Below are 22910 nucleotides of genomic sequence, written 5' to 3' on the forward strand. Positions count from 1 at the left end.
CTGCGGAACATTTAGCCTATGATTGCTATCCGCAAACAAGGATCACCAATAATCAGGCGGGGTATATAATTTTTGATATAATGCCCGACGGCTTTACCATCTACGTTAAAAATTTTGACTTTGCTAGGGATTATAGAGCGCACCGTGGCTATGGCTCACCTGTGTACTCTTCGAAATTTCAGGCATATCCTTTATATCCTTTAGGACAATTTTCAACCAAATGACATTCAAAGCATACGACATATTTTCCTCATTAGTTCGGGCTTTATGATGCAGTTGGGTTTACAGTATTTCCTAAACCTGCCTTATGATAAAGACTATGTGATCGGGTATACAGCTATTGCATTCTTGCTCGGTTATATAGTAAATACATTAGGTTCATGGTTGGAAGTAATTTATTTCTTTACGTGGGGTGGTAAGCCGTCAAATCGGCTTCTTGATGGGAAAGGCACATGGAAGATCAAATTATATCATCACGTAGCGCTCAGAGCAAATTTAGTAGGAAAGGCAGCAGGTGCAAATCCCAAAAACGATGAACTGTTTGCTATAGCCATGCGCAATGTTGCTGGTGTGAAAGACACCCGTATCGAAGATTTTAACGCTATCTATGCTTTCTCCCGAACATTGCTTACTACAGTGCTGATCGGCGGCATACTGATATTGATAAAAAATAGCATGGACTGGCACTACCATGCAGTCGTGATACCTGCAATCATCGTTATGTGGGTACGATGTAAGCAGCGCGGATATTACTTGCAAAAGAAGTGCTAAATGTGTATTCAAAAGCAAATAGCTTGTAACACCTGAGAAAATTCTATTATATTCCCAACAATACAAAATAAACTGTCTTTGATTTGCTAAATATTTAGGCGAAATAAAAATATTGTCTTTCCATTGCGTCGCAAATGAGCATAAACGGTTAATATATGACACCTGCAAACACGAAGAACCAGCACCGCTATATAAAATCAGAGAATTGTACTTTATAGTGCCGGGACAATCTGCTCATCCATTCGCATTACACAATGTTAGAAGTCTTTGTTGACAAAGCCCAAGCTATCCGCAACTGCTGAGGGTACGATTCACTCTACCGCTGGATATGGTAAGCCGTCCGGGCGGTGTTCTACAACATATGGTAGAATCCTTTCGGTTGGTGTACAACATTCTCTATGAAAAAAGACTGAAGCCCCGGGATGCAAAATCCCTTGCAATATCAGAATAATTACTCCTAGTTCTATCCGTTATCCGTTATGTCATGGTATTTAGCATCAACCGCTTCCGGAAATAGGCCTTTGAAATTGCCTACTGTATCGTTCGACAACTAAAAATAGTCTGAAGGTTACCCTATTTCAATAGGATCTATCCCCATACTTTTGCAATGATCAATTTGAAAATTAATCTCTACTTTACACTGCTCAACCGGTCCGTCCCCCAACTTCTTCAAGTCTTGAACAATAGGATCATGGCCATCAATGACGAATGATTCTCCAAATACCTGGAGTCTTACTTGATATAACATCTCATTGGCAAGCGATAATAATTCCTTGGCATCCAATTAGGTGAGATTATTTTAATGATTTCAAAATCATCATCGGTATGGTTATACTCTTTGTCTCGCTGCTTTAATATATTGTCTATCAAACATGCCGGTTGCTCTAACCGATTTTTCCAGGCGACAATTTGCTCAGCCTGCACTGAAGTACGGTCGCTATCTTCATCATTACGCTCAAGTGCAGCCAGATATGCATTTAAATTGAACAACTCGGAGTTTCGCTTTGCAAATAACTTAGCACACTCGATAATAAAGGTTCGCCAACTAATTTCCACCAGCTAACGCAAAAACATTCGCTTGTTGATAATTTCTACTGCAATCCCTGTCCGTTCACGTGTTAAATAGCTGACCGTATTATATGCCGTTAAAGCGGTAGCCAATATGCGATACATAACCTCCGTCCGCCTACGTTAATTAATTTCCTTACTTCTAGTACTCATATCCTTTTACCATCAATTAAATAGCATCATTTTCTCAACATAAATCTGTGCCGTCTTCAACCGGCTCCAAAAACAACCGTCTCAAGGTATTTACCGTCCACAAAGATTTACCGATAATGGTAATTGCCACCTCTCGATAATTATCATGCTTCATTTCGAAATATGCCAAAGCCCGTTTAGCATTCTTATTAGATTCGCTGAATTTATGAGCAATAAGGCTTGAGCGGAGATCCTGCAAATGCTTCAAAAATGAAAACATGTATGGCAAATCATGCCCTTTATGTTTTATAAAGCGCTCAAATTTGGCAATACCTTTCTCCATCTCAATCTTCGGCAGATCTTTCACCAGCATTTCCTCGTTCAAACTGTCAATTGTAAACTTTACTACTGTTAATATTTGATTACAGAAGGAAACAACACTATTATCGGCCGGCAGATGCAGACCGTTAAACAAATGAATATCGGCACCAGACGGTTGCTTATAAAAGTGCCAACCGTACTTTTCGAACCACGTTTTATTGAATGACTGGTATTCCTGCTTAAATCGTATATCTAGAGCGTCCGACTTTCTAGCCCAACTACCATTTACCATGGTGTCATAATAAGAGCCACTGATACCCATTCCGTCCTCACGGACTATATTATAATGTTTCCAGTGCAATTGCTCCTTTTGTGGAAGCATTCTTAAATCATTCAAAAAGACAGTAACATATTCATCACCATTGTTATCCATCTTTAGGCTAAAGGCCTGGCAGGACAAATTGAAACCATTTACCTCATATTTCACGGGATCATTATAATATTTCGTCAAAACATCCTTCTTGAAAAAGACGGGGCAGAAATGTTCATGCTCTTCAGAATCACAAGGAACCCGTTTCAAATCCCCATTGTCATCATAACCTATGATAAACTCTTCATGATCATATTGAGGATCATACCAAGTATTATGTATCCGCTTCGGATCATATTTTATGATCACCTTACCAAGAAGCCAGCTTTGCATTTGTCCGGAGCCTGGCACGACGCGGACCAAGTGATTATAGTTTCCATCATCAGTTACGTAATCTTCATCCCTGTGAAACCTTACATATTCCGCTATCGGCAAGTCTTCCATAACTTCAAATGAGAATGCGATTGAAAAATGCATCTGCCGGACAGAGATATATTCTATTAGAAAACGCTGTTTCACCTTTACTCCTTCAGGAGTAACTTTTAGCACTTCCTCTTTATTTCCTACTTCATCGAAAAAATAATAAGACCTTTTTTGTTTAGATTCACCTTGCTCATATAGCTGAAAATAGTTGACGAATTCTTCCGACACATCAATATACCGTTCATTTACATAGCTAAATCTCTTATAATATAAAAAAGGCTCAAAACCTTCATTACAAAACGGCTGATAAATACAGTCGTTCTCATTAGCTGGGCCAAATATGCAGGGTCTACCCTCGCTTCCCTTTTCAACACCCCAGCTACGATCCTTGAGGAAATTCTTGAGTTTTGATGGTGCAACCAAACAGCAGAAAGTCCATCCCTCAGTACCGTTGCCGTCGCGGCAAATATCGATCCACCCATCTTTAACAAATTTCCGCTCCACCTCCCTAAACCCATTTTCCAACAAAAAGACGCTTTTTTCCATGTATAGCCGATTTAAAATTCAGTATAATAAAATCCAGGTCCGTTCCAGTGATCCGCTGTACAAATAACGATGTTGCATGCGCACTCTTTTTGCGTACTTAAAGAAATCTGTAAAGTAAGGAGGAGGCCATTGACCTCCTCCTTACTTAAATCGGATTGCGGACGTCCCTATTCCCACATAATCGCCAACACAATCTCCGCATTAAAGCATATGTTATTCCTCAACAATGCTAGATGCCCGGAAAGAAGCCATCTCCTTCTGCACTAGTAATAATCCCATCCTCGTAGTAAACAGTATGAGTTGAATCCTGTCTGATAAATCCGTCTGATACCATTGATGCCAATTCATCGTTTATCATGTTTCGCTCATAGGAATATGGGCTACTTTCCAATACTCGAACAAGCAACACTGTAACCATTTGTGGTGGTGCTCCGTCTACTTTTGGATTGGACTTCAACAATTCAACAATACTGTCTCTGAGCATTTGTTTTTTTGGACTCATAATAATTAAAATTACCTGTTTTATCCTTTGCTGAGATTACCTGCCATAGCTGTATAGTAAGCCGCCTCAGATGTTAGATGAGGGCGCTGCAATTTAAAAAAATTAAGACATCCATCGGTTAATGCCATGTTAAAAACAGCCAAATAAGTATACACACCTATGAACTCTCTATTAGGAGATTTTCGGATACTTCGAGATTATAGATTACTATCAGTCGTACAAACTTTAATTTGCCCATAATAAAGCCGCGATGGCCTTTCTTCTTCATTATTCGTGCTACTCTCAGTCTGGATGCATACAATCCCTGGGATTTGGGCTCCTTCGCTATCTTGGGGCTTCCATACCGACCTTTACTTTGATGAAAGATTATTTCAACCTTTTCACTAATATGCTCCCTATTTCTGACAAGTAAAGATGGTTTCCTTGTAAGCCAATTATAATAACCACTGCGACTTACTTTGAAAACCATACACATCGTCTCAACATCAAATTCTGACTGATGGTCCTTTATGAACCTGAATATTTGTTGTCTTCCTTGGAGAAGATGATTACCGCCTTTTTTAGGATTTTGATTTCCATTTCTGCTTGTTGTAAAGCTTTCTCAAGCTCCTGGATCTCTTTCTGCTCTGGTGTGAGATCCTGCTTCCCATTTCCCGGGAAATTGCGGTTGCCTGCTTCGTCATGCTCTTTGGCCCAACGACGGACCATGTCAAGTAGCAGAAGACTAATAAGACAGTCTATGCAATTATATTGATAAAAACATGGCACATATAAAAGATGAATTGCCATTTAAAGATGCAAAGGAACTTTTGCATATATAATGCAGGGAATGGTGGTGGAAATTTATAACACGGTTTGGGTGAGCTGTATTGGTTTTGATCCAACCGGTAAGCTTATTTGTATTAAAAAAATAATATATACCCTTGTCGATGAAAGGGAATTCTATAGGAATTAGGCCATGGAAAATAATATTAACTTTAAGGGTATAGATTATAAATGATATAAAGAGCGTATTCTTTGATATATATTTATACCTTAGGAATCAAAACTTTGCCCACAATATGGAATTATTATTTCTATGGATAGAAGACTTCAGGAGAATCCGGCAACAACCCTTTAATTTTAGCGGACAGTTTGATTTCACGATAACTGATAGTGGAAATAGTAAAAGTAGGTCATACATAATAGAAATTGGTTTAAATGAAAATTATCAAAACATTTTTCCGCCCCAGGTATCCAACATTACGGGAATTGTCGGAAAGAACGGTTCCGGTAAATCTACTTTAATGCATTGTTTGAAAATGATGTATGGCCAGTTGCCTCGCTTACTTTCTCCCCTTATTTTTTCATTTCTTGACCTGGACAAAAATACTATCTATACTTATTATTATCAGAAAGGTGGACTAAGCAGTATGGTTACGCTTAATGTAATTCTTCAAGGGACAAAAAAGGTTCAGGAGCGTTATATTGTGGCAGAGGCAAAGCCATACTCATTGGTAACGTTAGCTGGGGAGCATGGTAAAACAAGGGGGCTGGATTTTGAATTTGCTAATTTTCCTTGTGCTTTCCTGAGTAGCAATTTTGACAGCCATAGAGAAGAAGTCTACAACGGAATATTGAATCAGTCTACCAGACAGCGTTTGGACGACTGTCTTCAACATTATATTTTGTCTGTCGAAAGGAGTGCGGTAAAGCAGGGTAATAAAAAGAAGCCGGCCTTAACAATCGACCCTTATCCCTCTCATTTGAGAGATTTCTACAAAAATGAATTGCGAAGTAATATCCGGTTTATTGCATATGCCAATAAAAGAAAAACAGGTAGATTACCCAATTTGCCTACGACGATTGTGATCCGGTGCAATTTTGAAGATTATGAATATCTGTTAGAAAACTTTCAACGGTCAAATTTCTTTATAGACCGACAAAATCTGGAAGCATTCCACAAAAGAGCCGGGGATAAACTATTTCAGTATAAAGACAAAAAAAAAGCATTTTATGACCTCATTTACCTCAGCGCATTTTACTATGCGCTGAGGTATCGTTTATTTAAAACCAATCACTATACACCAGGGGACATTAATGGCACGATTCAAAGCTTATTGGAAACATCCGTCGAATTATTTGCAGAGATAGGCCGGATTATGGATGGGTTGGCAATTAATGAGGAAAACAAAACCGAAAAATCTAAGCTTATACATGATCTATTAGGAACGAAATTATTTTCTGCATTATCAGAAGTAACCTTAGAGGACGACCCGATCTATCGCAATGACTTTTCAAGTTTCCAATTTAAAGTGGATGATAAATTATGGAACTTGCTCGACATTATATTCGACTTCAACTATGGAGAGGAAACCAGTTTTTTAGACTTTAACTGGGGCGATGGATTAAGCACGGGTGAAGAAGCACTGCTGAACCATTTTTCACGTCTGTATGAAATTAAAAAGAAAATCAGGCAGAAGCCCTTGCTGCTTTTGATCGATGAAGGAGATCTTTATTTCCATCCGCAATGGCAGAAGCATTATATAAACGATTTGGTGAATGGTCTCAAATTTATCTTTTCCAATAATAAAGTACAAGTCATCCTGTCTACGCATTCGCCTTTTATTGTTTCTGATCTTCCCAAGCAAAACTTACTCTTCCTAAAGAAGAACATCACCGGGCAGTGCATTGTCGCAGACAATGAAATCCAAACTGAAACTTTTGGTGCAAATATTCACGAACTATTTACAGATTCTTTTTTTCTGTCTGATGGTCTAATGGGGGAATATTCTAGGTTATTCATTGTAAATCTGATCGAAGAAATAAAGAAAGAGAAAATAATTACTATAGAGAGATTTAATAATACCTATAAGAACAAGGTGGGTTTAGTTGGCGAAAGCTTCATTAAAACCAAGATCCTGGAACTAATAGCTTCAAGAGCCGATTTTAACCTGATCAATAAAATAATAGATGACCGGTCTGCCGAGTTAGACATGCTTAAAAAAATCAGAAATCAGAAATCAGATGATCAAAATAGAGACTCATAATCTTGATCAGGTAGCACAGGAATACTTTGATCAGGTCAAATTTAAATGCCTCGAAAGGGCCCGTTTTTATAAAAAAGTATTCAATTTCTTGTACGGAAGTGGTACACTAAATGCCCTACAAAATGACACGTTACACGGAAAAACAAAGAAGCGAATTGCCAACTTTTTGTTAGAACATAATAAGATGAAAACTCTGGCGCATTTTGGCAATTTAGTTCCAGCGAATGTATACCAATGGGTGAACGACCATGAACAAACCATTTTTGGCTTATTGGAATTCTTAGATAATGTAGACAACTTGAGACAATTGATATTAATTCATGCCATAAACTCCTATGATGCCGATTCCGATGTACAGAGCACGTTTAATATCAATTACGGCCAACACCAAAATACTATTTTTCCGATTATCAATGATATAATCGATTATGCCTTCTTTGACGATTTTGCTTACAACATTGCATCTTCTGTTGGGATCAATTCGTGTCCTTATTGCAACAGGATTTACATTAATACGGTTATTGATAAAAACGGCAAGCATATTATAAGACCAACATTCGATCACTTTTTCCCGCAATCAAAACATCCTTTTTTAGCACTGAGTTTTTTTAACTTAGTACCCTCTTGTTATTATTGTAATGCCAATCTGAAAACGGCGACAATTATCACTCATCAGACGCATCTGCATCCCTATTTGGAAGGCTTCGATAATGGGTGTAGTTTCAGAGTGGTTATTTCAGGGCTGCATCCGAATATCAGTGATCCGAGAAATTATAAGATAGTACTGCAGTCAGATATTCCTTCCTATTCTCCTAAATATCGAAAAATTTTCGGAACAAGAAATAGTGATGGAACTCATAATCTTAAAGAAGGGAATACCAATCTTTTCAAATTGGAAGACATCTATAATTCCCATACAGATATTGTCGGTGAATTAGTACTAAAAGCGGACAGGTATAGTAAGGGCCAGTCAAAAGCACTTTTTTCATTATTTGATTTATTGGGAACCAATAAAACGGAATTCTATCAATATTATTTTGGTAATTATTATCACGAAAATTTATTTCATAAAAGGCCGATGGCCAAATTAACTAAAGATGTTTTGCAGCAGGTGCTGCAAAGTTTCTTTTAAGACAATTGGCTACCTTGACCCAGCGTGCCGGCGGTTTCATAAAAAATACCATCCCTACCTACGATAGAATCAAAAAATGTAAAAGCGTCTACACTTTTATTTTTGCATTTTGATCAGAAATACCGATTTTCAGAAGAATTTTGATAATATAACATTTATATCAATGTTGAAGACCAGAAATATCTTTATCGACACACAGGCTTTTGTTTCAAATAATTTCTTTCAAAGTAAAAATCTTCAACGGCTAGCCCATTGGGGCAGCCTTAATATTGTAAATCTTTTTCTGACTGAAATTACCAAAAGTGAGATACAGAGTAACATAAAAGGGGATCTAATTAATGCTAGGCAAGAAATAAACAGATTTAAAGAGAATATTTCAAAGAGAGCAAGAATACTACGAAATCTGCCTGATTTCAGGGCATATATTGAATTGCCGGAATTAGACCTTGAACTAGATTTTGCTAAATTATCAAAAGAGTTAGACGAATTTATTGAGAATGGAAATGTTGAAATGATCCCTTATGAATACGCTAATTTAAAAACAATAATTACTAAATACTTTAAAGAAGAAAAGCCCTTTTCTGCAGGCAAGAAAAAATATGAATTTCCAGACGCTATTGTATTGTCTGCGTTGGATAATTGGTGTTCGGAAAAAAGAGAGGAAATGTATGTAATTAGTGATGATGCTGATTTTAAGGGGTATTTGTCAGATAATTTGATTCCAATTTCTGATGTTAAAACAATCTTGGACAAAATCAACAAGCAGTATGATAAAGATTTGTCTGACTGGCTCTCTGGCTTATTTGAAATATCACGAGATCAAATCATTAAAAAGTTAAAGAAAACATTCAAAGATAAGGTGAAGGATGAAATTTGGTGGGATATAACAATAAATAGCATTAAGGTTTTAAATACTGAATTACATGACTTCTCGATAGTAGATAAGGAAAATGATGGCTTATATATTTTTCAATTTGACTATGACATCGAATGTGAGATAGATGCAACTTATGATGATTATTCAACTAGTATTTATGACAAGGAAGATGATAAATATTATGGGTTTGAAGAAAGCAGGGCGAAAGTCAAGATTGAAACAACACAAACTGCGGAATTGGAGATAGAAGCATACTACGACAGAGATGTCACACCGGAAGATACGGACATAATGGGCCTCTCAATATCTACAACCATTCCTGATTCCAGCAACATTACAGATGAGTTACCTGGATTTCTATATGTCTTTTAGTTTTGCTAAGGGGTACATTATTTTGTCATGATTGAACTATCGTAAATTCTAACTAATAGTATATCAATCCCCTTTTGTCCATGCCCATGTTTGCCCAAACATTTAAATGATATGGTATCTTACGTTTTATCAATAGATCGTATAATAGATATTCAAATCTTTTACTGTCTCTAGGTGGTTGTGGTTGAAAAATGGTCATTCTGTGTAATTTCTATTAAAATATGAGATTGCATTATTAATTTATTTGAGTTGGTGCCGAAAACGCAACGGGGTTATAAATTTCCAAGCCATTTATAAAAGGAGTGTAAATTTACTGCCGATTATAGCCAATAGATATTCTTTCCAATAATTATATATTATCAATTAATCTTGATCTACTAACAATGTAGATGCCTTCACCCCAAGGAATTTCGCAATCTTAAACAGCGTTGCTATATTGGGCTGACTATCATTCGTACACCAACGAGAAACCGTCTCAGGTTTATTTTTCAAAAAGGCTGCTAACTCCTTATTAGTCTTTTTCTTTTCGACTAACACTATTTTTATCCTATTGTATTCTGTTTTTTTCATTCTTATATGGCTATAAGCAAATTTAACTAATTGGAAATTAGTCATTAAAGTTACTTTATAGTCATTAAATAGTCTTATTTAATCAAATAAATAACAATTAATAAAATAAAAATGATTATTATTGTTATGTAAATAGCAATAAAACCATTTTATGTTTATTTAATCTCAATTGTATTCGCATGAAAATAATGATATTGAACAATACTTGTTAAAGAAAATTGTAATTTCGCGAACACAAAAATACTATAAGCGTGTTTGCTTTATGTCTGGTGCTGAAAACTACGACCTTTCAAGGACTCCAGGTGATAAGGTAAATCGCTCACACTATGGGTGTGGGCGTTCTTATTTGGAGTCACGGGTGTCGTAGCCCTTCAGCGCCGGTAAGAATTGCCTGCACCTTTTATTTTGCCCGTTCCTCCCAAAAACTTCCCAAAAATTTCCAGTTATCTTGTTAAGATTATATCCCGCTATAGGATTAGATTTTCTATGCCTTTTACCCTCTAAATATTTTTTATGTTAGGAATTAGCACATTATCTAAAGCCGTTCCTTCAAATGGTATCCTCTCAACACATCTTTTTATAGGAATGCTTGCTCATGAAATGAGATCTCAGATTTCAGGTATATGTACAGTTAGCAAAATGCTTTTGAGCGAGAATGAGAGTAAGGAAGATAGGTGTTTTTATCTCTCTCATGTTAATGCTTTGAGTATGAATGTCCTGCATGTTTTAAATAACATGATGGCTACAAGCAGATTCTATAACGATAATGTGGCAATTAAAATGGCTCCAGCCCGAATCAATATTCGCCACTGGTTAAAATTACAGATTCGCCAGTATGACCTTATATCAACCTTGAGTTCTGTAAAAATTAAAGCACATTTCCGTACAACGGTTCCGGATTATATAACAACAGATGAGATAAAATTAGGCCAGATAGTAAAAAACCTAATTGATAACGCTTTTAAGTTTGCTCCTTCCGGTACATGTATTTCTATTAGTGTCAGTTCCCTGAGCGATGGACGACTTTTATTCCAAATTACTGATCATGGAAAGGGTATTCCTGCAGAAAAAATTCACCTTTTATTTCAACCATTTCAATCTCTTGAAGTCGGCTTTTCAGGTACAGGGCTTGGTCTTTATGTCAGCAAGTTATATGCAACTCTACTAGGGGGCGATCTTTTACTTGGTAAGAATGATAAGCGCGGAACTTCATTTTTATTCATGATCGATTCACAATCCAGCATAACAACTAAACAATAATTAAACAATATGGACACAATTACTTTCAAAAATCTGCCAAAGCTCCACATGAATTTACTAGCGCAGTTAGTTCAAAATATTGTGAATGCTATTAATCCGGCAAAGATTATTTGCTATGGGTATCGTATAAATACCATAAATCATTGGAGTTGTTTTGGGGAGCCAAATATGTTTGGTGATAAACCTATTCCCACTTTCTATCTTTTGATCTTGACTAATAGCAATGAGAAGCGATCAAACCATGAAATATCTGATCTTACAGAGCAATGTGCGACATCATTGGGTGCTAATGTTGCTATAATTTCCCAGCATTTGGAAACTGCTAATAATGCTTTCGAGAATAACAGCAGGTTTATATCAGCGGTATATAATCAGGGTACAATATTATTTAACATTGATGGATCGGTAATGCCCGGAGCAGCAAATGAACGTGATTGTTCTGATTTGAAAGACTTGATTAATGATAGCTGGAATAGATATTTTGGAATGTCTCAGCGATTTTTAACTACAGCGGACTTTTGTTTTACTAATGGGTGGTATGAACAGGCTGTTTTTGACCTGCATCAGTCAGTAGAGCATGCCTGTGCTGCTGTACTGAGGGTTATGATGGGATTTCGACCTACTACACATAATATATCCAGGTTGTTGGGGCTGATTGGCAATTTCTCACAAGCTCTTACAATGGTATTTCCTCGTCAGACAAAGGAGGAAACGGATCTCTTTAATATTTTGAATAGAGCATATTCAGAATCCAGGTATAATGATAAATACGTTGTGTCTGTAGAGGTAGCAAATATATTGAGGGTAAGGGTGGCTGATTTTTTAAGTATTGCTCAGGAGATTTATGACAAGAAGCGACTTAGCCTGGAAAGTAATCAGCCAATTAGTTTTCCATTAAAATATGATAAAAAATGAGCCGACGTAATTTCAAAAACACTGAACTCAACGAAAGGGCGCAGAAGTACCTAATTTGTATAGGAAAAAAATTATGTGATTTACGCAAGAGTAATGGAAAAAGTATAAGGGCTGTTGCAAAGGCAACAAAAATGTCTCGTAGTATAATCAGTAAATTAGAAAAAGGACAATATGAAAACTTTGGCCTGAATAGGTTCAGTGATCTCTGTAAATACTATAACGTGCACATGGTGGATATCGTAGAATGTGACTAGCCTTCAATATTATATTAACCATTTTTCCTGTGGCTTCAAATTGAAGTGAAAATTTTTGAATTGTTTTTAATAAGAAATCAATTCGTAATCAATAGAACATGCGTTTAGTATGTTCTATTTTTTGTTACTGAGTGTAGTGACATAAATTGACATAATTCGACAAATTTCAACATAATTCAGCATAATTCTTCCTAAAACAACCTAAATGGGAAAGTGGCATTTTACGGTGGTCTACCTTTGTTTTATATATCATCAGCATGAAACAGGAAGCCCAACACCATTTACCCATTAAGCTAACATTAGATGACGCAAGACAATTGCTACAGGCAGATATATATGCTTATACAGATGAGGAAGTTACCCTGATTGTTGATTTCATATATCGGTTAGCTGCCATTGACCTTACCATTTATGAAGAATCTTTAAGAAACGATACACCAGTTATTCACATTAAACCATATGATGATGATCACTCAACGAAAAGCATTCCTATATCCCAGGGTAAGCACAGACGAACAGGCTGATGGCTACAGTCTTTCTCATCAGGAAGATGTACTAATGCGTTACTGTGAAAAAGAAAATATTCAGGTCATCGGCGTTTACCGGGAAGATCATTCCGCTAAAACATTTGACAGACCTGAATTCCAGAAGATGTTAAATGTAGTCAGCAAGAACAAAGGTATTGTGGATTTGATCTTATTCTCCAAATGGGATAGGTTTTCCAGGAATGTAGCTGCTGCTTATGAAATGATCGGCAGGTTAAGGAAATATGCTGTAGAGCCTCAGTCCATAGAGCAGCCTTTGGATATGGAAATTCCGGAGAGTAAAATTATGTTGGCTATTTACCTGACTACACCAGAGGTGGAAAATGACAGAAGGGCATTGAATACCTTACATGGTATGCGAAAGGCCAAGAAGGAGGGGCGCTATTTAGGCATTGCCCCATTGGGCTATAAGAATGGGCGTGATGCGCATAATAAGCCGCTGCTTATTCCCAATGAAAGGGCAGATATCGTTAAATGGGCATTTGAGGAGCTATCCAGGGGAATCTGGGATATTGACACGCTTAGACGTATGGTGAACCAGAAGGGAATAAAGATTGGGCGTAGCCAGTTTTGGAGCCTGGTACGTAACCCTGTGTATTGTGGCAAAGTCTTTCTTGCAGCGTACAAGAACGAGGCAGCACATTGCGTAAAAGGGATTCATCAGCCTATTGTGTCAGAACAACTATACGATGACGTTCAGGATGTATTGAAGGGCAAAAAACGTAAGGTGAGGGTTAATGCCTTTACGGAAATCGATATTCACCTACCTCTTAGGGGATTTTTGATCTGCCAGCGTTGTGGAAAACCATTAAGTGGAAGTGGTTCCCGTGGTAATGGAGGTGTATACTATTATTACCACTGCCAGTCAGTCAAACTATGCAAGGAGCGGTTTCGGGCTGAAACAGCCAACGAGATCTTTATAAAGCAACTAAGCAAGATTTCCGTGAATGCTCCCATCATTGACTACTACTGTCAAATTATTCGCACCGCCCTACAGACTGACAATAAGAAACAAGAGCTAGAATTAAGAACCATACAGACCGATATTGACAAGTACTATCAAAGAATACAAAATGCGCGTTCTATGAGATTAGATGATGAGTTTACGGCAGAAGAATTTAAGGACATAAAGACAGATCTAATAAGAAAGATAGAAGAACTTGAAAGGAGGAAAACGAAGTTGCTATCAACTAAGGATAACTATCTGGAATACTTATCCCATGGAGGAGAAATCATAAAAAACATAGCCGCCCGCTACGTTACAGCCTCCCCAATCGGCAAAAAACAAATCATTGGTTCGATATTCCCTGAAAAACTAATTTTCTCAGAAAATCAACTTCGAACCGCCGAACCTCATGTACTACTAGAGCTGATAACGCGGTCCAGAGCGGACCTTGACCCCCTAAAACAAGAAAAGGTCGGAGATAACTCCGACCTTTCCGCCTTTGTGCCCAGAACAGGAATCGAACCTGCACTCCGTTGCCGAAACAAGATTTTGAGTCTAGCGCGTCTACCAATTCCGCCATCTGGGCAATCACAACTGTCCTTCAGTTGCGGGTTGCAAATGTATGTAATTTTTTCTAATTCCAAACAAATTTTATTTTCCCTACAGCTTATTTGTATATCGGAAATTTCCGATACCTTTGCTAAAGTAAATGATCCAAATGATGAGCACAAATAACCTCTTTCAGCCTTTCCAACTTAAGTCGCTGAATATCAAGAATCGAATAGTAATGGCTCCCATGACCAGGGCATTCTCCCCAAACGGGATCCCCGGCCAAAACGTAGCCGAGTACTATAAACGCAGAGCCCAGGGCCAGGTTGGCCTCATCCTCTCCGAAGGTACCGTTATCGACAGACCCTCCTCCAACGCATACCCAGGCGTTCCCCATTTCTACGGCACCGAAGCTCTCAACGGCTGGAAACACGTTATCGACGAGGTACATGCTGCCGGTGGCGCTATGGCACCCCAAATCTGGCACCAGGGTATTCAACCTAATCATCCATCTGGTTGGCTACCTTCTGCTCCTTTTGAAGGCCCTTCCGGCATTTTAGCACCCGAAGGTATCAATGGCAAGACCCTCACCGAAGAAGATATCGCCGATATCGTAAAAGCCTTCGCCCAGGCTGCCGCTGATGCAAAACGCCTTGGCTTCAATACCGTCGAACTCCATGGCGCCCACGGTTATCTCATTGACCAGTTCTTTTATGCCCTCACCAACAAACGCACTGACAAATACGGCGGTCATACCATCGGAGATCGTACACGCTTTGCCGTTGAGGTCATCAAAGAGGTGAGAAAAGCAGTAGGAGAAGACTTCCCCATCATTATGCGCCTCTCCCAGTTCAAACCCACCGAATACAATCACAAACTCGCCGCTAACCCTACCGAAATGGAAGCATGGTTAACGCCAATGGCTGATGCAGGTGTCGATATCTTCCATTGCTCCCAACGCCGTTTCTGGGAACCTGAATTCGAAGGCGATGACCTCAACTTCGCAGGATGGGCTAAAAAACTGACGGGTAAAGCGACAATCACGGTTGGCTCTATCGGCCTTTCCAGTGATTTCATGGGCGCTTTCAAGGGTGAAAGCTCCTCCCCCAGCTCCCTGGATGAATTGCTACGTCGTTTTGATCGCGGTGATTTTGACCTCGCAGCCGTAGGACGTCCTTTGCTGGCAGATGCTGAATGGGTCGTGAAGATTAAAGACGAACGTAATACTGAACTGAAAGGTTTTAGTAAAGAAGCCCTGGCTACCCTGGTGTAATGATTATAAAAGCCAAAGCCTCCCTGGTATAATGGAAGGCTTTCAAAATATTATCCATAAAAAAAGGTGGCATCAAAAGTAACATTACCCGGATTTAATTCGGGTACCTGGTGGAGAGAATTTTAATGTATTAATTGCTCAATATTCTCAAAATACTTTTGATCCAACCACATAAAAATATTCATGAAAGAGGGAATTCACCAACGGTAATGAAAACCATTTTCAGAAATAAGAGGGTGTCTCATCAATAAATGAGTCACCCTCTTTTTCTTAATACTAAAATATCAAACTATGGATGAATTTCTCCATCACAAAAAATAGTCCTTAAAGCAAATGCCGGGGCAAAAGGAATATTGTGTACTTACAAATTTGTTCTTCTCCCTGCTTATCAGCAATGCACTCTTCTTTCATAGTTCATGAAAAGGTATTTTGATACTGTCATAAAATGTGGCTCCACTTTCACCTTCTTCTTGCTATTTACGTCCACATCAACCCGTCTATTGGCTCAGGAATTAAAATATAACCATTTCGGTTTACAATGTTATTGACTTCATCAGCATGTGAAGGCATTTCTAATCCAATGCCTAATTCAGGTTATATGAATCAGGTAATTCCTCATTGTTCTTCATTATTGAAAATTTCCAGTTGTCTTTATCGTTTATATAGATTGTAAACGTCAATTGGATGCGGGCGTATAACTTCTTTTTCTACTTCAGTAGCTGGGCCCACATAATCTGGTGAGCCTTCCTGAGTTGCTGTTACAATTCAATTAGGATAAACCCGGTTAGCCCAATATCGCTTTGCCGTAAATATGCACAGCATTAATCCTAATCAGTACCCTGGAAACCTATTTTGCTGTCTTAGCCGATTATCCGGTTAATGACGGAAAAAGTATTCTGCCACCTAAAAAAATACAAACTACTTGGTATTTTTAATTACCTCAAACAGTAATAAATTGCAATTACCCAAATGATGGCTGTAAAACCACAACGCAAAGTAATTATTCATTATGGCCCTCTATTTAACAGTTCACCTATTCTTTATACTGATGTATCATTGATCGGAATTGAGGTAGCATAAATGTCTTGTTCAGAGACATAAAAAAGTAAGCTTATCAGATTAGCATAATGACATAGGCATTTTTCACCCTATTCATCTATCGAAAACTTCGGACGTTCTTGCCTGCTGCATCCATTCTATTGTATGTCTCGCCCTTTGGCAGCATATTCAATATAGATCTCTTGCATTCAAATGCCGATTTAATCCTAAATAAAATAATACATGACAACATTTACAAGAAGGAATGCCTGGAATAACAACGGCACATTCGACAATTCAGACCTTTTGTGGTATGCAAAGGCTGTCCACGTAATGCAGTCGCTTCCTGTTAATCATCCTAATAGTTGGTGGTTCTACGCCGCAATTCATGGCGAATTCCTATTAAACCCGATACCGCCTCCACCGCCACTCCCTGATTACACCTATTTGAACTGGGTAAATATCTCATACATTTCTCCTACTGCACAACTAAATACGCTTCCCTCTCAAAATTTAATCACCCTTTTCTGGAACCAGTGCCAGCATGGTACATGGTATTTTCTACCCTGGCACAGAGGTTATTTAGTTGCAATTGAAAACATTCTTCGTGATATAATAGTTAATCAATTAAATGGTCCTGCCGACTGGGCATTGCCATATTGGAATTACCTGAATAAATCTGAGAACAAAATTCCGCCCGCATTCACTGCTCAGTTTTTACCTGATAATACACCTAACCCTTTGTTAGTACCACAGAGGTATGGACTACGTGTAGATGTAGGAAATCGTGAAAATGAAGCCAATGATGAATGTCAATGGGATACGATTTTTTCCGAGGATTCCACTCCTGCCCAACCAGGTCCGGGTGACATATATGGCTATTATTATGGTGGCGGCGAAACCGAATTCAGTCACGATCCTAATTCACCGGAAACCGGCGACCTTGAACAAAATCCTCATAATTTTGTACACGGTATGGTAGGTGGTCAAAATAATAAGAAGATGCTTGGCTTGATGGGCGTACCAGATACAGCAGCACTTGATCCGGTTTTCTATTTGCACCATGCGAATATTGATCGTATGTGGACAGCATGGAATGTAACTGGGGAAAACGAAAATTCTACTGAGTCCAGTTGGCTGGCAGGACCTTCATCACAAGGCAATTCATTATTTGCCATGCCTTTGGATGCAGCCGGCACTCCATGGTATTACTCACCGGAAGATGTAATTAATACCAGGGAATTGAAATACTCAGGATCTATATATTCTTATAGTTATGATGATTTGTCGTTAACGTCTTATGATAAGACTCCACCGAAGAAGGTGCGTGAAAATATATTAGGAAGACTGAATAAATTAGGTGTAATCGGAACTTTAAAAGATATTAAAATGCCGAAGATAACGAATAGTGAATTAGTGGGAGCAAGCAGTGATCTACTTAAACTAAGCGAGGGTGAAGTGAATACAACTGTTTTGCTCGATACTAATGCGTGGAAACCAGTTTCAAAGAGCTTTCTAAAAGCGTCTGTTAATGATATACCTGATGAAATTTTCATTCAACTAGAAGGTGTTAAAGGCGGTGGAGATGCAAACTTTCTTTCGATTTATGTAAATCAAAAGTTTGTTAAGTCCATTTCTCTTTTTGGCCTTCTCGCTGCATCGATTAAAAATGGCATTCATGGTGATGCTGGTCTTACTTTCAAGATCAATATTACCAATATCATTGACGATCTGCAACTCGAAAACAATGTTGTTGATCTAAATTCACTGGATATCAGGATAAAGGCTAAAAACCCCATTCCTGATGGCGATGAAATTAGAATAGGTCGTATAGGAATTTATCGTGTAGAGAAAAAATCCTAGCATTATTTATGAAACTTTCAAGGAGAACCCGGATTCAAATCAATCTGCTAATCGTATTCATCAGCATTTTTGTTTGGGTGTTGCTTATAATGAATCCTGGTCATATTATGACCATAGAACATTGTCATGTTTCAGACTCAGGCCCATCTGGAACATCCTTAAAAATGCTGCTTGATATGAATCCATTTTCATCGCAATTAGTCGGCTGGGGATTGATGGTCATAGCCATGATGCTTCCAAAGTTGATTACACCCATCCAGCACATCTACAAGTTCAGCTTCAGACGCCGTCGTTTCTTGTCAGCGCTGCTATTTGTATTAGGCTATACAACGGTTTGGATGATGGCGGGCATTGTTATGATTATTGCACGACTTGGACTTCAACTGTTGATGCCCAATTCATATTATTCGGCAATCGGGCTAGGGATCATCGCAATCATCTGGCAATTTTCTCCTATCAAACAGCAATACCTTAACCGTGGGCATGATCACAAAATCCTGGCTGCATATGGATGGCAAGGCTATCAGGATGCGTTACTTTTTGGAGTAATGCACGGTGTATACTGTGTTGGTTCTGGCTGGGCAATTATGTTATTTCCCATGTTATTACCGCACGGTCACAATCTTGCTATGATCATAGTCACCTTTATAATGCTTAGTGAACACCTGGAGCATCCTCAGGTTCCACGTTGGCGTATCAGTTTTCCTGGAAAACTGGCACGGATTATTATTGCCCAAACACAATTAAGACTAAAGCAACAGTATATTTAACAGAGAGGTTCCTTTTTATTTACGGCAATTGTTCAAAATTAATTTACCCAAGCGGATGAACGGAGTAATCTTATATTTTTTCGTACCAGATTTTCCAATCATTGACTACAAACAGGATATAGGATCGATAGCTGCAATCCCTTCTGGTGGCTGCTAATAATAGCCTATCCTAATGGTAGGCTACGATCATATTGTTCTTATCATATCAGCAGATGGGCTTACCTCATCTGCTGATATGATAAATTGGGCACTATGTAGTTTAAAAAACAAACAAGAATAGCTATAAATTATATCAAAATCAGTTGCAATGAAAACTGGGGTAATGGCAGCCAGAAGTTTTGATTTCATTGTTGGAAGAAAAACATGGCCGCCTACCTTGAACAATCCCGGTCTGGAAATGGAGTACATGCATGGATTTTCTTTGAAAACCCATGCCTGGCAAAAAAGTCAGAAAGTATTACTCTCATTATTGACGAGTCATATATCCCGCTGAAGAAGATTTATAAGAAAGCTGTGTGTTATAAATCGCCACAAACGGTTTGATGGAGTAGATTGTGGAAACCCAGCAGATTATGCCTGGGAGCTGCAATTTAATCCCACTAAGTGCTGCCTGAATTAAAAGTAGTTTGACGCTGAAAATATATTTCACTCCTTTAAAAACTTTCAATATCTTACAATTATGAAATGATATATTGTTTGTGTAAAGTAGTTCCTTCAATTATCCTTTAACCCTCAAAATTATGAAACGCCCCCTCTACAACCACGCTATTCTCATTATTTGTTTGATCTTTATGGGCTGCGGTAGCCCCACTTCTGTAACACAGCAGGCATCTTCCTTTGATAGCAGTATTGTATTCAGTCCATTCCCCCCGGTTGAACTGGATAGTAACGCTACGCCGGCACAGCTGGTTTCTTTTGCATGGAATGAATTCCTTGCCTTGAACTGGAAGTCCTCATACAGTAAAAATAACAAACGCGATTACCCTGATACCTCCTGGTCCTACGCGTCTGACAAGCTCCCTTTTCCTGATCTGGTAGTTTGGGAAACATATGCGCACCGTTCAGAGCTACGGCCTTACAGCGACAAGATGCTCCCTTTCGACAATCCGCCTCATTACAGCTTCGGCGACCAGCTCTATCCGCAGAATGCACAAACCAGTTTTAAGCTCTTCCATAACCTGGACGAGAATAATGAGATTGGCTCTTGTGATGTATTTGCGCATGTGAACAAATACCAGCAACAATACCAGGTACTTTACCAGGCAAAAGTGAACAGGCAGGAGTATCAATATATTTATGATAATTATCCAACCAAGGCCCGTTTACTGGCAGCAACCACCCATACCACCCGCTTGATCCAGGATAGCGTTGCTGCTTATTACGGAACAGGTGCTCCCTGCGATTGTCCTCCCGGTAAGAACATCCTTTGCCTTCCCTGTGGCGGCAGCCAGGGTGCAGGCCCAGGCAGTATTGAAATTAAAACCGCCTGGAGAAGACTGACAACGGAAGATGATCCCTCAAGGTTCTTCACCCGTACTGTTATTACCTATAGCTTACGAGGAGATAGCATTATTTATGTAAATGATACTTACGGCCTGATTGGTCTGCATATCATTCACAAAACCCGCAATTATCCCGCTTTTGTGTTTGCTACTTTTGAACAGGTAGATGTAGAAGATGCTAATATGGGCCTGGTGACACTGAATAGTAAAGGGAATGATAGTGGCCCACTGCAGACATATAAACGCCTGCATCCCATCACTGATATCGCAAATGAATCTACAAAGTATGTACATGACCAATTGAAAAAACGGAACCCGAAGTCCATCTGGCAATACTACCGCCTCACTGGTGTACAAGGCAAGCCTACCAAAGATTCCAGCTCCTTCAATTACTTCCTTGCTAACTATGTAATAGAATCTGATTCCACATTGGCTAATTTCCACGGCGGTGGCATTGGAACACCCTTTAACGATAGCACGAACCTGTTGTACCAGGGAAAGCGAATCACCATGGGAGGCTGCCAGGGATGTCATGGTGTGGCACAGCTGCATGCATCCGGTGATTTCTCCTTCCTGTTGGATACAGTGGGGAAACCGGTATACAGGCCAGATATTGGCTTAACTAGTTCCAAGCTACAGCTGTATATCAAAGCATTCCGGGCATTCAGCCCTGCACATAAAGGATCAACTAAATAGGACAGACAGGAAGCAATAGCTGAACATAGCCCAAAAGAGATAGCCGGAAGGGCATCCAACAGGAGTTACATTATGCTAAACGTGGCTTAAATTATGAATTGGTTGATAGAATCAGATCTAACTATAAAAATACACTAAAGAGGAAAGACTCGTAATAAAGAAGTGAAAGGGTGACTGGTATGCTTTGAAATACTCAAAGCACACGTATAAGTGCTATCCTCGCTGAGATCCAGCTGGATATACCACATATGGCAGGTCCGGGCAGGTATCTCCCTGCCCGGCAATTTCACTTCGCTTCCTGTTATGCAACAAACGAAGAAAAAAAGAAAGCATCTGATAATATGTTGCTCCATTTACGCTGAAAACCTATTGTAATATTTACTTAATACTCCCATCATCATGCATTAGCTGCGGTCCTTCCGGCCTGTCCATTACATTATGAATGAATAAGTCATAACATGCCAGCCGCTCTTTATCCGTCAGCCTGATCTTATAACGATCCAGCTGCTTCTGCAGGTTAAGAATATTATTTTCCATCCTATCATCTCCGATAATAGTAAACCAGGTAACTCCTTTTAACAGGACATAGCTTTGACTATGTGAGATATTGGCTGCAAATCCTATAATGCTGATATTACCCTTTACTGCTATCTTTTCCTTCAGGACACTATTCAACTCCTTTGCCAAATGAGTAGTATCCTCCGGCGCATGATCCCAAAACTGACCGTTCGTGATCAGGAACTTTAAAATAATGCTATCCGTGGCAGATAATTTTTTCTGTGCTATCACTGATGTTCCCATCAGTATTAATAGCGCACAGATCATGAGATTTTTCATTTAGCAATCATCAATTTATCACTCTCTTTTTTAAGAAGAGCCTGAAAATATTACAGCTCAATAAAAAAAGACACCTGGCTGAATCAGCAATATGGGCCAAATTGAATCCGGCGCTGCATAAGGATATCCCGGGCTTAAACAGCTGACAGGCAGTGTCAGTAACAGGCTGTTTGTCACCCAATCTCCGAACAACGGATCTGTAGGATAGATCGACAATACTGAAATCGTTCGCCAAAAAACGTATGCAAACGAAATCAGGCCAGCATATGTATAAGCGCCTTTTTTTTCGTAAAATGCTATGATCGATAATAAAAAATAGATACTGCCAATACTGCGCAACTAACAACCA

At 38.8% G+C, this 22910-nt stretch carries 20 protein-coding genes, 1 tRNA gene and 1 pseudogene; 14 read left to right on the top strand and 8 right to left on the bottom strand.

What is annotated here, in order from left to right; all coding sequences use genetic code 11:
• Positions 1-267 precede the first annotated feature (267 nt).
• Positions 268-771 (top strand): hypothetical protein, encoded by a 504-nt coding sequence (locus U0033_RS06200; RefSeq protein ID WP_072363319.1) that lies wholly within the window; start codon positions 268-270, stop codon positions 769-771.
• Positions 772-1339: 568 nt separating this feature from the next.
• Here U0033_RS06200 and U0033_RS06205 read toward each other — a convergent pair.
• The 5 genes from U0033_RS06205 to U0033_RS06220 all read right to left on the bottom strand — a co-directional run bounded on the left by U0033_RS06205 (position 1340) and on the right by U0033_RS06220 (position 4841).
• The gene (locus U0033_RS06205; protein WP_143150811.1) at positions 1340-1555 is read right to left on the bottom strand and encodes a hypothetical protein; all 216 of its coding nucleotides are present in this window, start codon (positions 1553-1555) and stop codon (positions 1340-1342) included.
• 471 nt (positions 1556-2026) lie between these two features.
• Complete coding sequence (locus U0033_RS06210) at positions 2027-3631, bottom strand: hypothetical protein (protein ID WP_072363322.1); 1605 nt, start codon at positions 3629-3631, stop codon at positions 2027-2029.
• Between the two features lie 229 nt (positions 3632-3860).
• Positions 3861-4133 (bottom strand): hypothetical protein, encoded by a 273-nt coding sequence (locus tag U0033_RS06215; protein ID WP_072363323.1) that lies wholly within the window; start codon positions 4131-4133, stop codon positions 3861-3863.
• Between the two features lie 157 nt (positions 4134-4290).
• On the bottom strand, positions 4291-4608 hold the full coding sequence (locus U0033_RS33245) for an IS3 family transposase (protein ID WP_083571677.1): 318 nt from the start codon (positions 4606-4608) through the stop codon (positions 4291-4293).
• A gap of 32 nt (positions 4609-4640) precedes the next feature.
• Entirely contained in the window at positions 4641-4841 is a 201-nt protein-coding gene (locus tag U0033_RS06220) for a hypothetical protein (protein WP_072363325.1), read from the bottom strand.
• Between the two features lie 353 nt (positions 4842-5194).
• Here U0033_RS06220 and U0033_RS06225 point away from each other — a divergent pair, with 353 nt between their 5' ends.
• From U0033_RS06225 to U0033_RS06235, 3 genes are all read left to right on the top strand, one after another.
• Positions 5195-7162, top strand: coding sequence for an AAA family ATPase (locus U0033_RS06225; protein WP_072363326.1), 1968 nt, complete (start codon positions 5195-5197; stop codon positions 7160-7162).
• Entirely contained in the window at positions 7140-8294 is a 1155-nt protein-coding gene (locus U0033_RS06230; RefSeq protein WP_072363327.1) for a hypothetical protein, read from the top strand. Before U0033_RS06225 ends, U0033_RS06230 begins: the two co-directional genes overlap by 23 nt.
• 163 nt (positions 8295-8457) lie before the next feature.
• Positions 8458-9543: a PIN domain-containing protein gene (locus U0033_RS06235; protein WP_072363328.1), complete on the top strand. Its 1086-nt coding sequence runs from the start codon at positions 8458-8460 to the stop codon at positions 9541-9543.
• A gap of 363 nt (positions 9544-9906) precedes the next feature.
• Here U0033_RS06235 and U0033_RS06240 read toward each other — a convergent pair whose 3' ends face one another.
• Positions 9907-10158: a helix-turn-helix transcriptional regulator gene (locus U0033_RS06240; RefSeq protein WP_245801813.1), complete on the bottom strand. Its 252-nt coding sequence runs from the start codon at positions 10156-10158 to the stop codon at positions 9907-9909.
• Positions 10159-10626: 468 nt separating this feature from the next.
• Here U0033_RS06240 and U0033_RS06245 point away from each other — a divergent pair, with 468 nt between their 5' ends.
• From U0033_RS06245 to U0033_RS06260, 5 genes and pseudogenes are all read left to right on the top strand, one after another.
• The gene (locus U0033_RS06245) at positions 10627-11373 is read left to right on the top strand and encodes a sensor histidine kinase (protein ID WP_072363330.1); all 747 of its coding nucleotides are present in this window, start codon (positions 10627-10629) and stop codon (positions 11371-11373) included.
• Positions 11374-11382: 9 nt separating this feature from the next.
• Positions 11383-12288, top strand: coding sequence for a HEPN domain-containing protein (locus tag U0033_RS06250; RefSeq protein WP_072363331.1), 906 nt, complete (start codon positions 11383-11385; stop codon positions 12286-12288).
• Positions 12285-12542, top strand: a complete 258-nt coding sequence (locus U0033_RS33250) for a helix-turn-helix domain-containing protein (protein WP_072363332.1) — start codon at positions 12285-12287, stop codon at positions 12540-12542. The genes U0033_RS06250 and U0033_RS33250 overlap by 4 nt, the downstream gene beginning before the upstream one ends.
• Before the next feature lie 257 nt (positions 12543-12799).
• Positions 12800-13066 (top strand): hypothetical protein, encoded by a 267-nt coding sequence (locus U0033_RS06255; protein ID WP_072363333.1) that lies wholly within the window; start codon positions 12800-12802, stop codon positions 13064-13066.
• A pseudogene (locus U0033_RS06260) lies at positions 13008-13958 on the top strand (recombinase family protein); the annotation flags it as partial. The gene U0033_RS06255 and the pseudogene U0033_RS06260, both read left to right, overlap by 59 nt.
• Before the next feature lie 577 nt (positions 13959-14535).
• On the opposite strand, the gene U0033_RS06265 reads toward U0033_RS06260, so the two are convergent.
• Positions 14536-14619, bottom strand: a tRNA-Leu gene (locus tag U0033_RS06265).
• Between the two features lie 132 nt (positions 14620-14751).
• Between U0033_RS06265 and U0033_RS06270 the strand changes: the two genes are divergently transcribed.
• From U0033_RS06270 to U0033_RS06290, 5 genes are all read left to right on the top strand, one after another.
• Positions 14752-15855 (top strand): NADH:flavin oxidoreductase, encoded by a 1104-nt coding sequence (locus tag U0033_RS06270; RefSeq protein WP_245801814.1) that lies wholly within the window; start codon positions 14752-14754, stop codon positions 15853-15855.
• A gap of 1281 nt (positions 15856-17136) precedes the next feature.
• Positions 17137-18756, top strand: coding sequence for a tyrosinase family protein (locus U0033_RS06275; protein ID WP_072363334.1), 1620 nt, complete (start codon positions 17137-17139; stop codon positions 18754-18756).
• 8 nt (positions 18757-18764) lie between these two features.
• The gene (locus U0033_RS06280; RefSeq protein WP_072363335.1) at positions 18765-19526 is read left to right on the top strand and encodes a copper chaperone; all 762 of its coding nucleotides are present in this window, start codon (positions 18765-18767) and stop codon (positions 19524-19526) included.
• A gap of 363 nt (positions 19527-19889) precedes the next feature.
• Entirely contained in the window at positions 19890-20069 is a 180-nt protein-coding gene (locus U0033_RS06285; protein WP_394363851.1) for a TOTE conflict system archaeo-eukaryotic primase domain-containing protein, read from the top strand.
• A gap of 197 nt (positions 20070-20266) precedes the next feature.
• Positions 20267-21724, top strand: a complete 1458-nt coding sequence (locus U0033_RS06290) for a hypothetical protein (RefSeq protein WP_143150812.1) — start codon at positions 20267-20269, stop codon at positions 21722-21724.
• Positions 21725-22102: 378 nt separating this feature from the next.
• Here the strand turns inward: U0033_RS06290 and U0033_RS06295 are convergent, their stop codons facing one another.
• Complete coding sequence (locus tag U0033_RS06295) at positions 22103-22561, bottom strand: hypothetical protein (protein ID WP_072363338.1); 459 nt, start codon at positions 22559-22561, stop codon at positions 22103-22105.
• Positions 22562-22910: the final 349 nt, after the last annotated feature.

It is taken from the genome of Chitinophaga sancti, assembly GCF_034424315.1.
GTDB lineage: Bacteria > Bacteroidota > Bacteroidia > Chitinophagales > Chitinophagaceae > Chitinophaga > Chitinophaga sancti.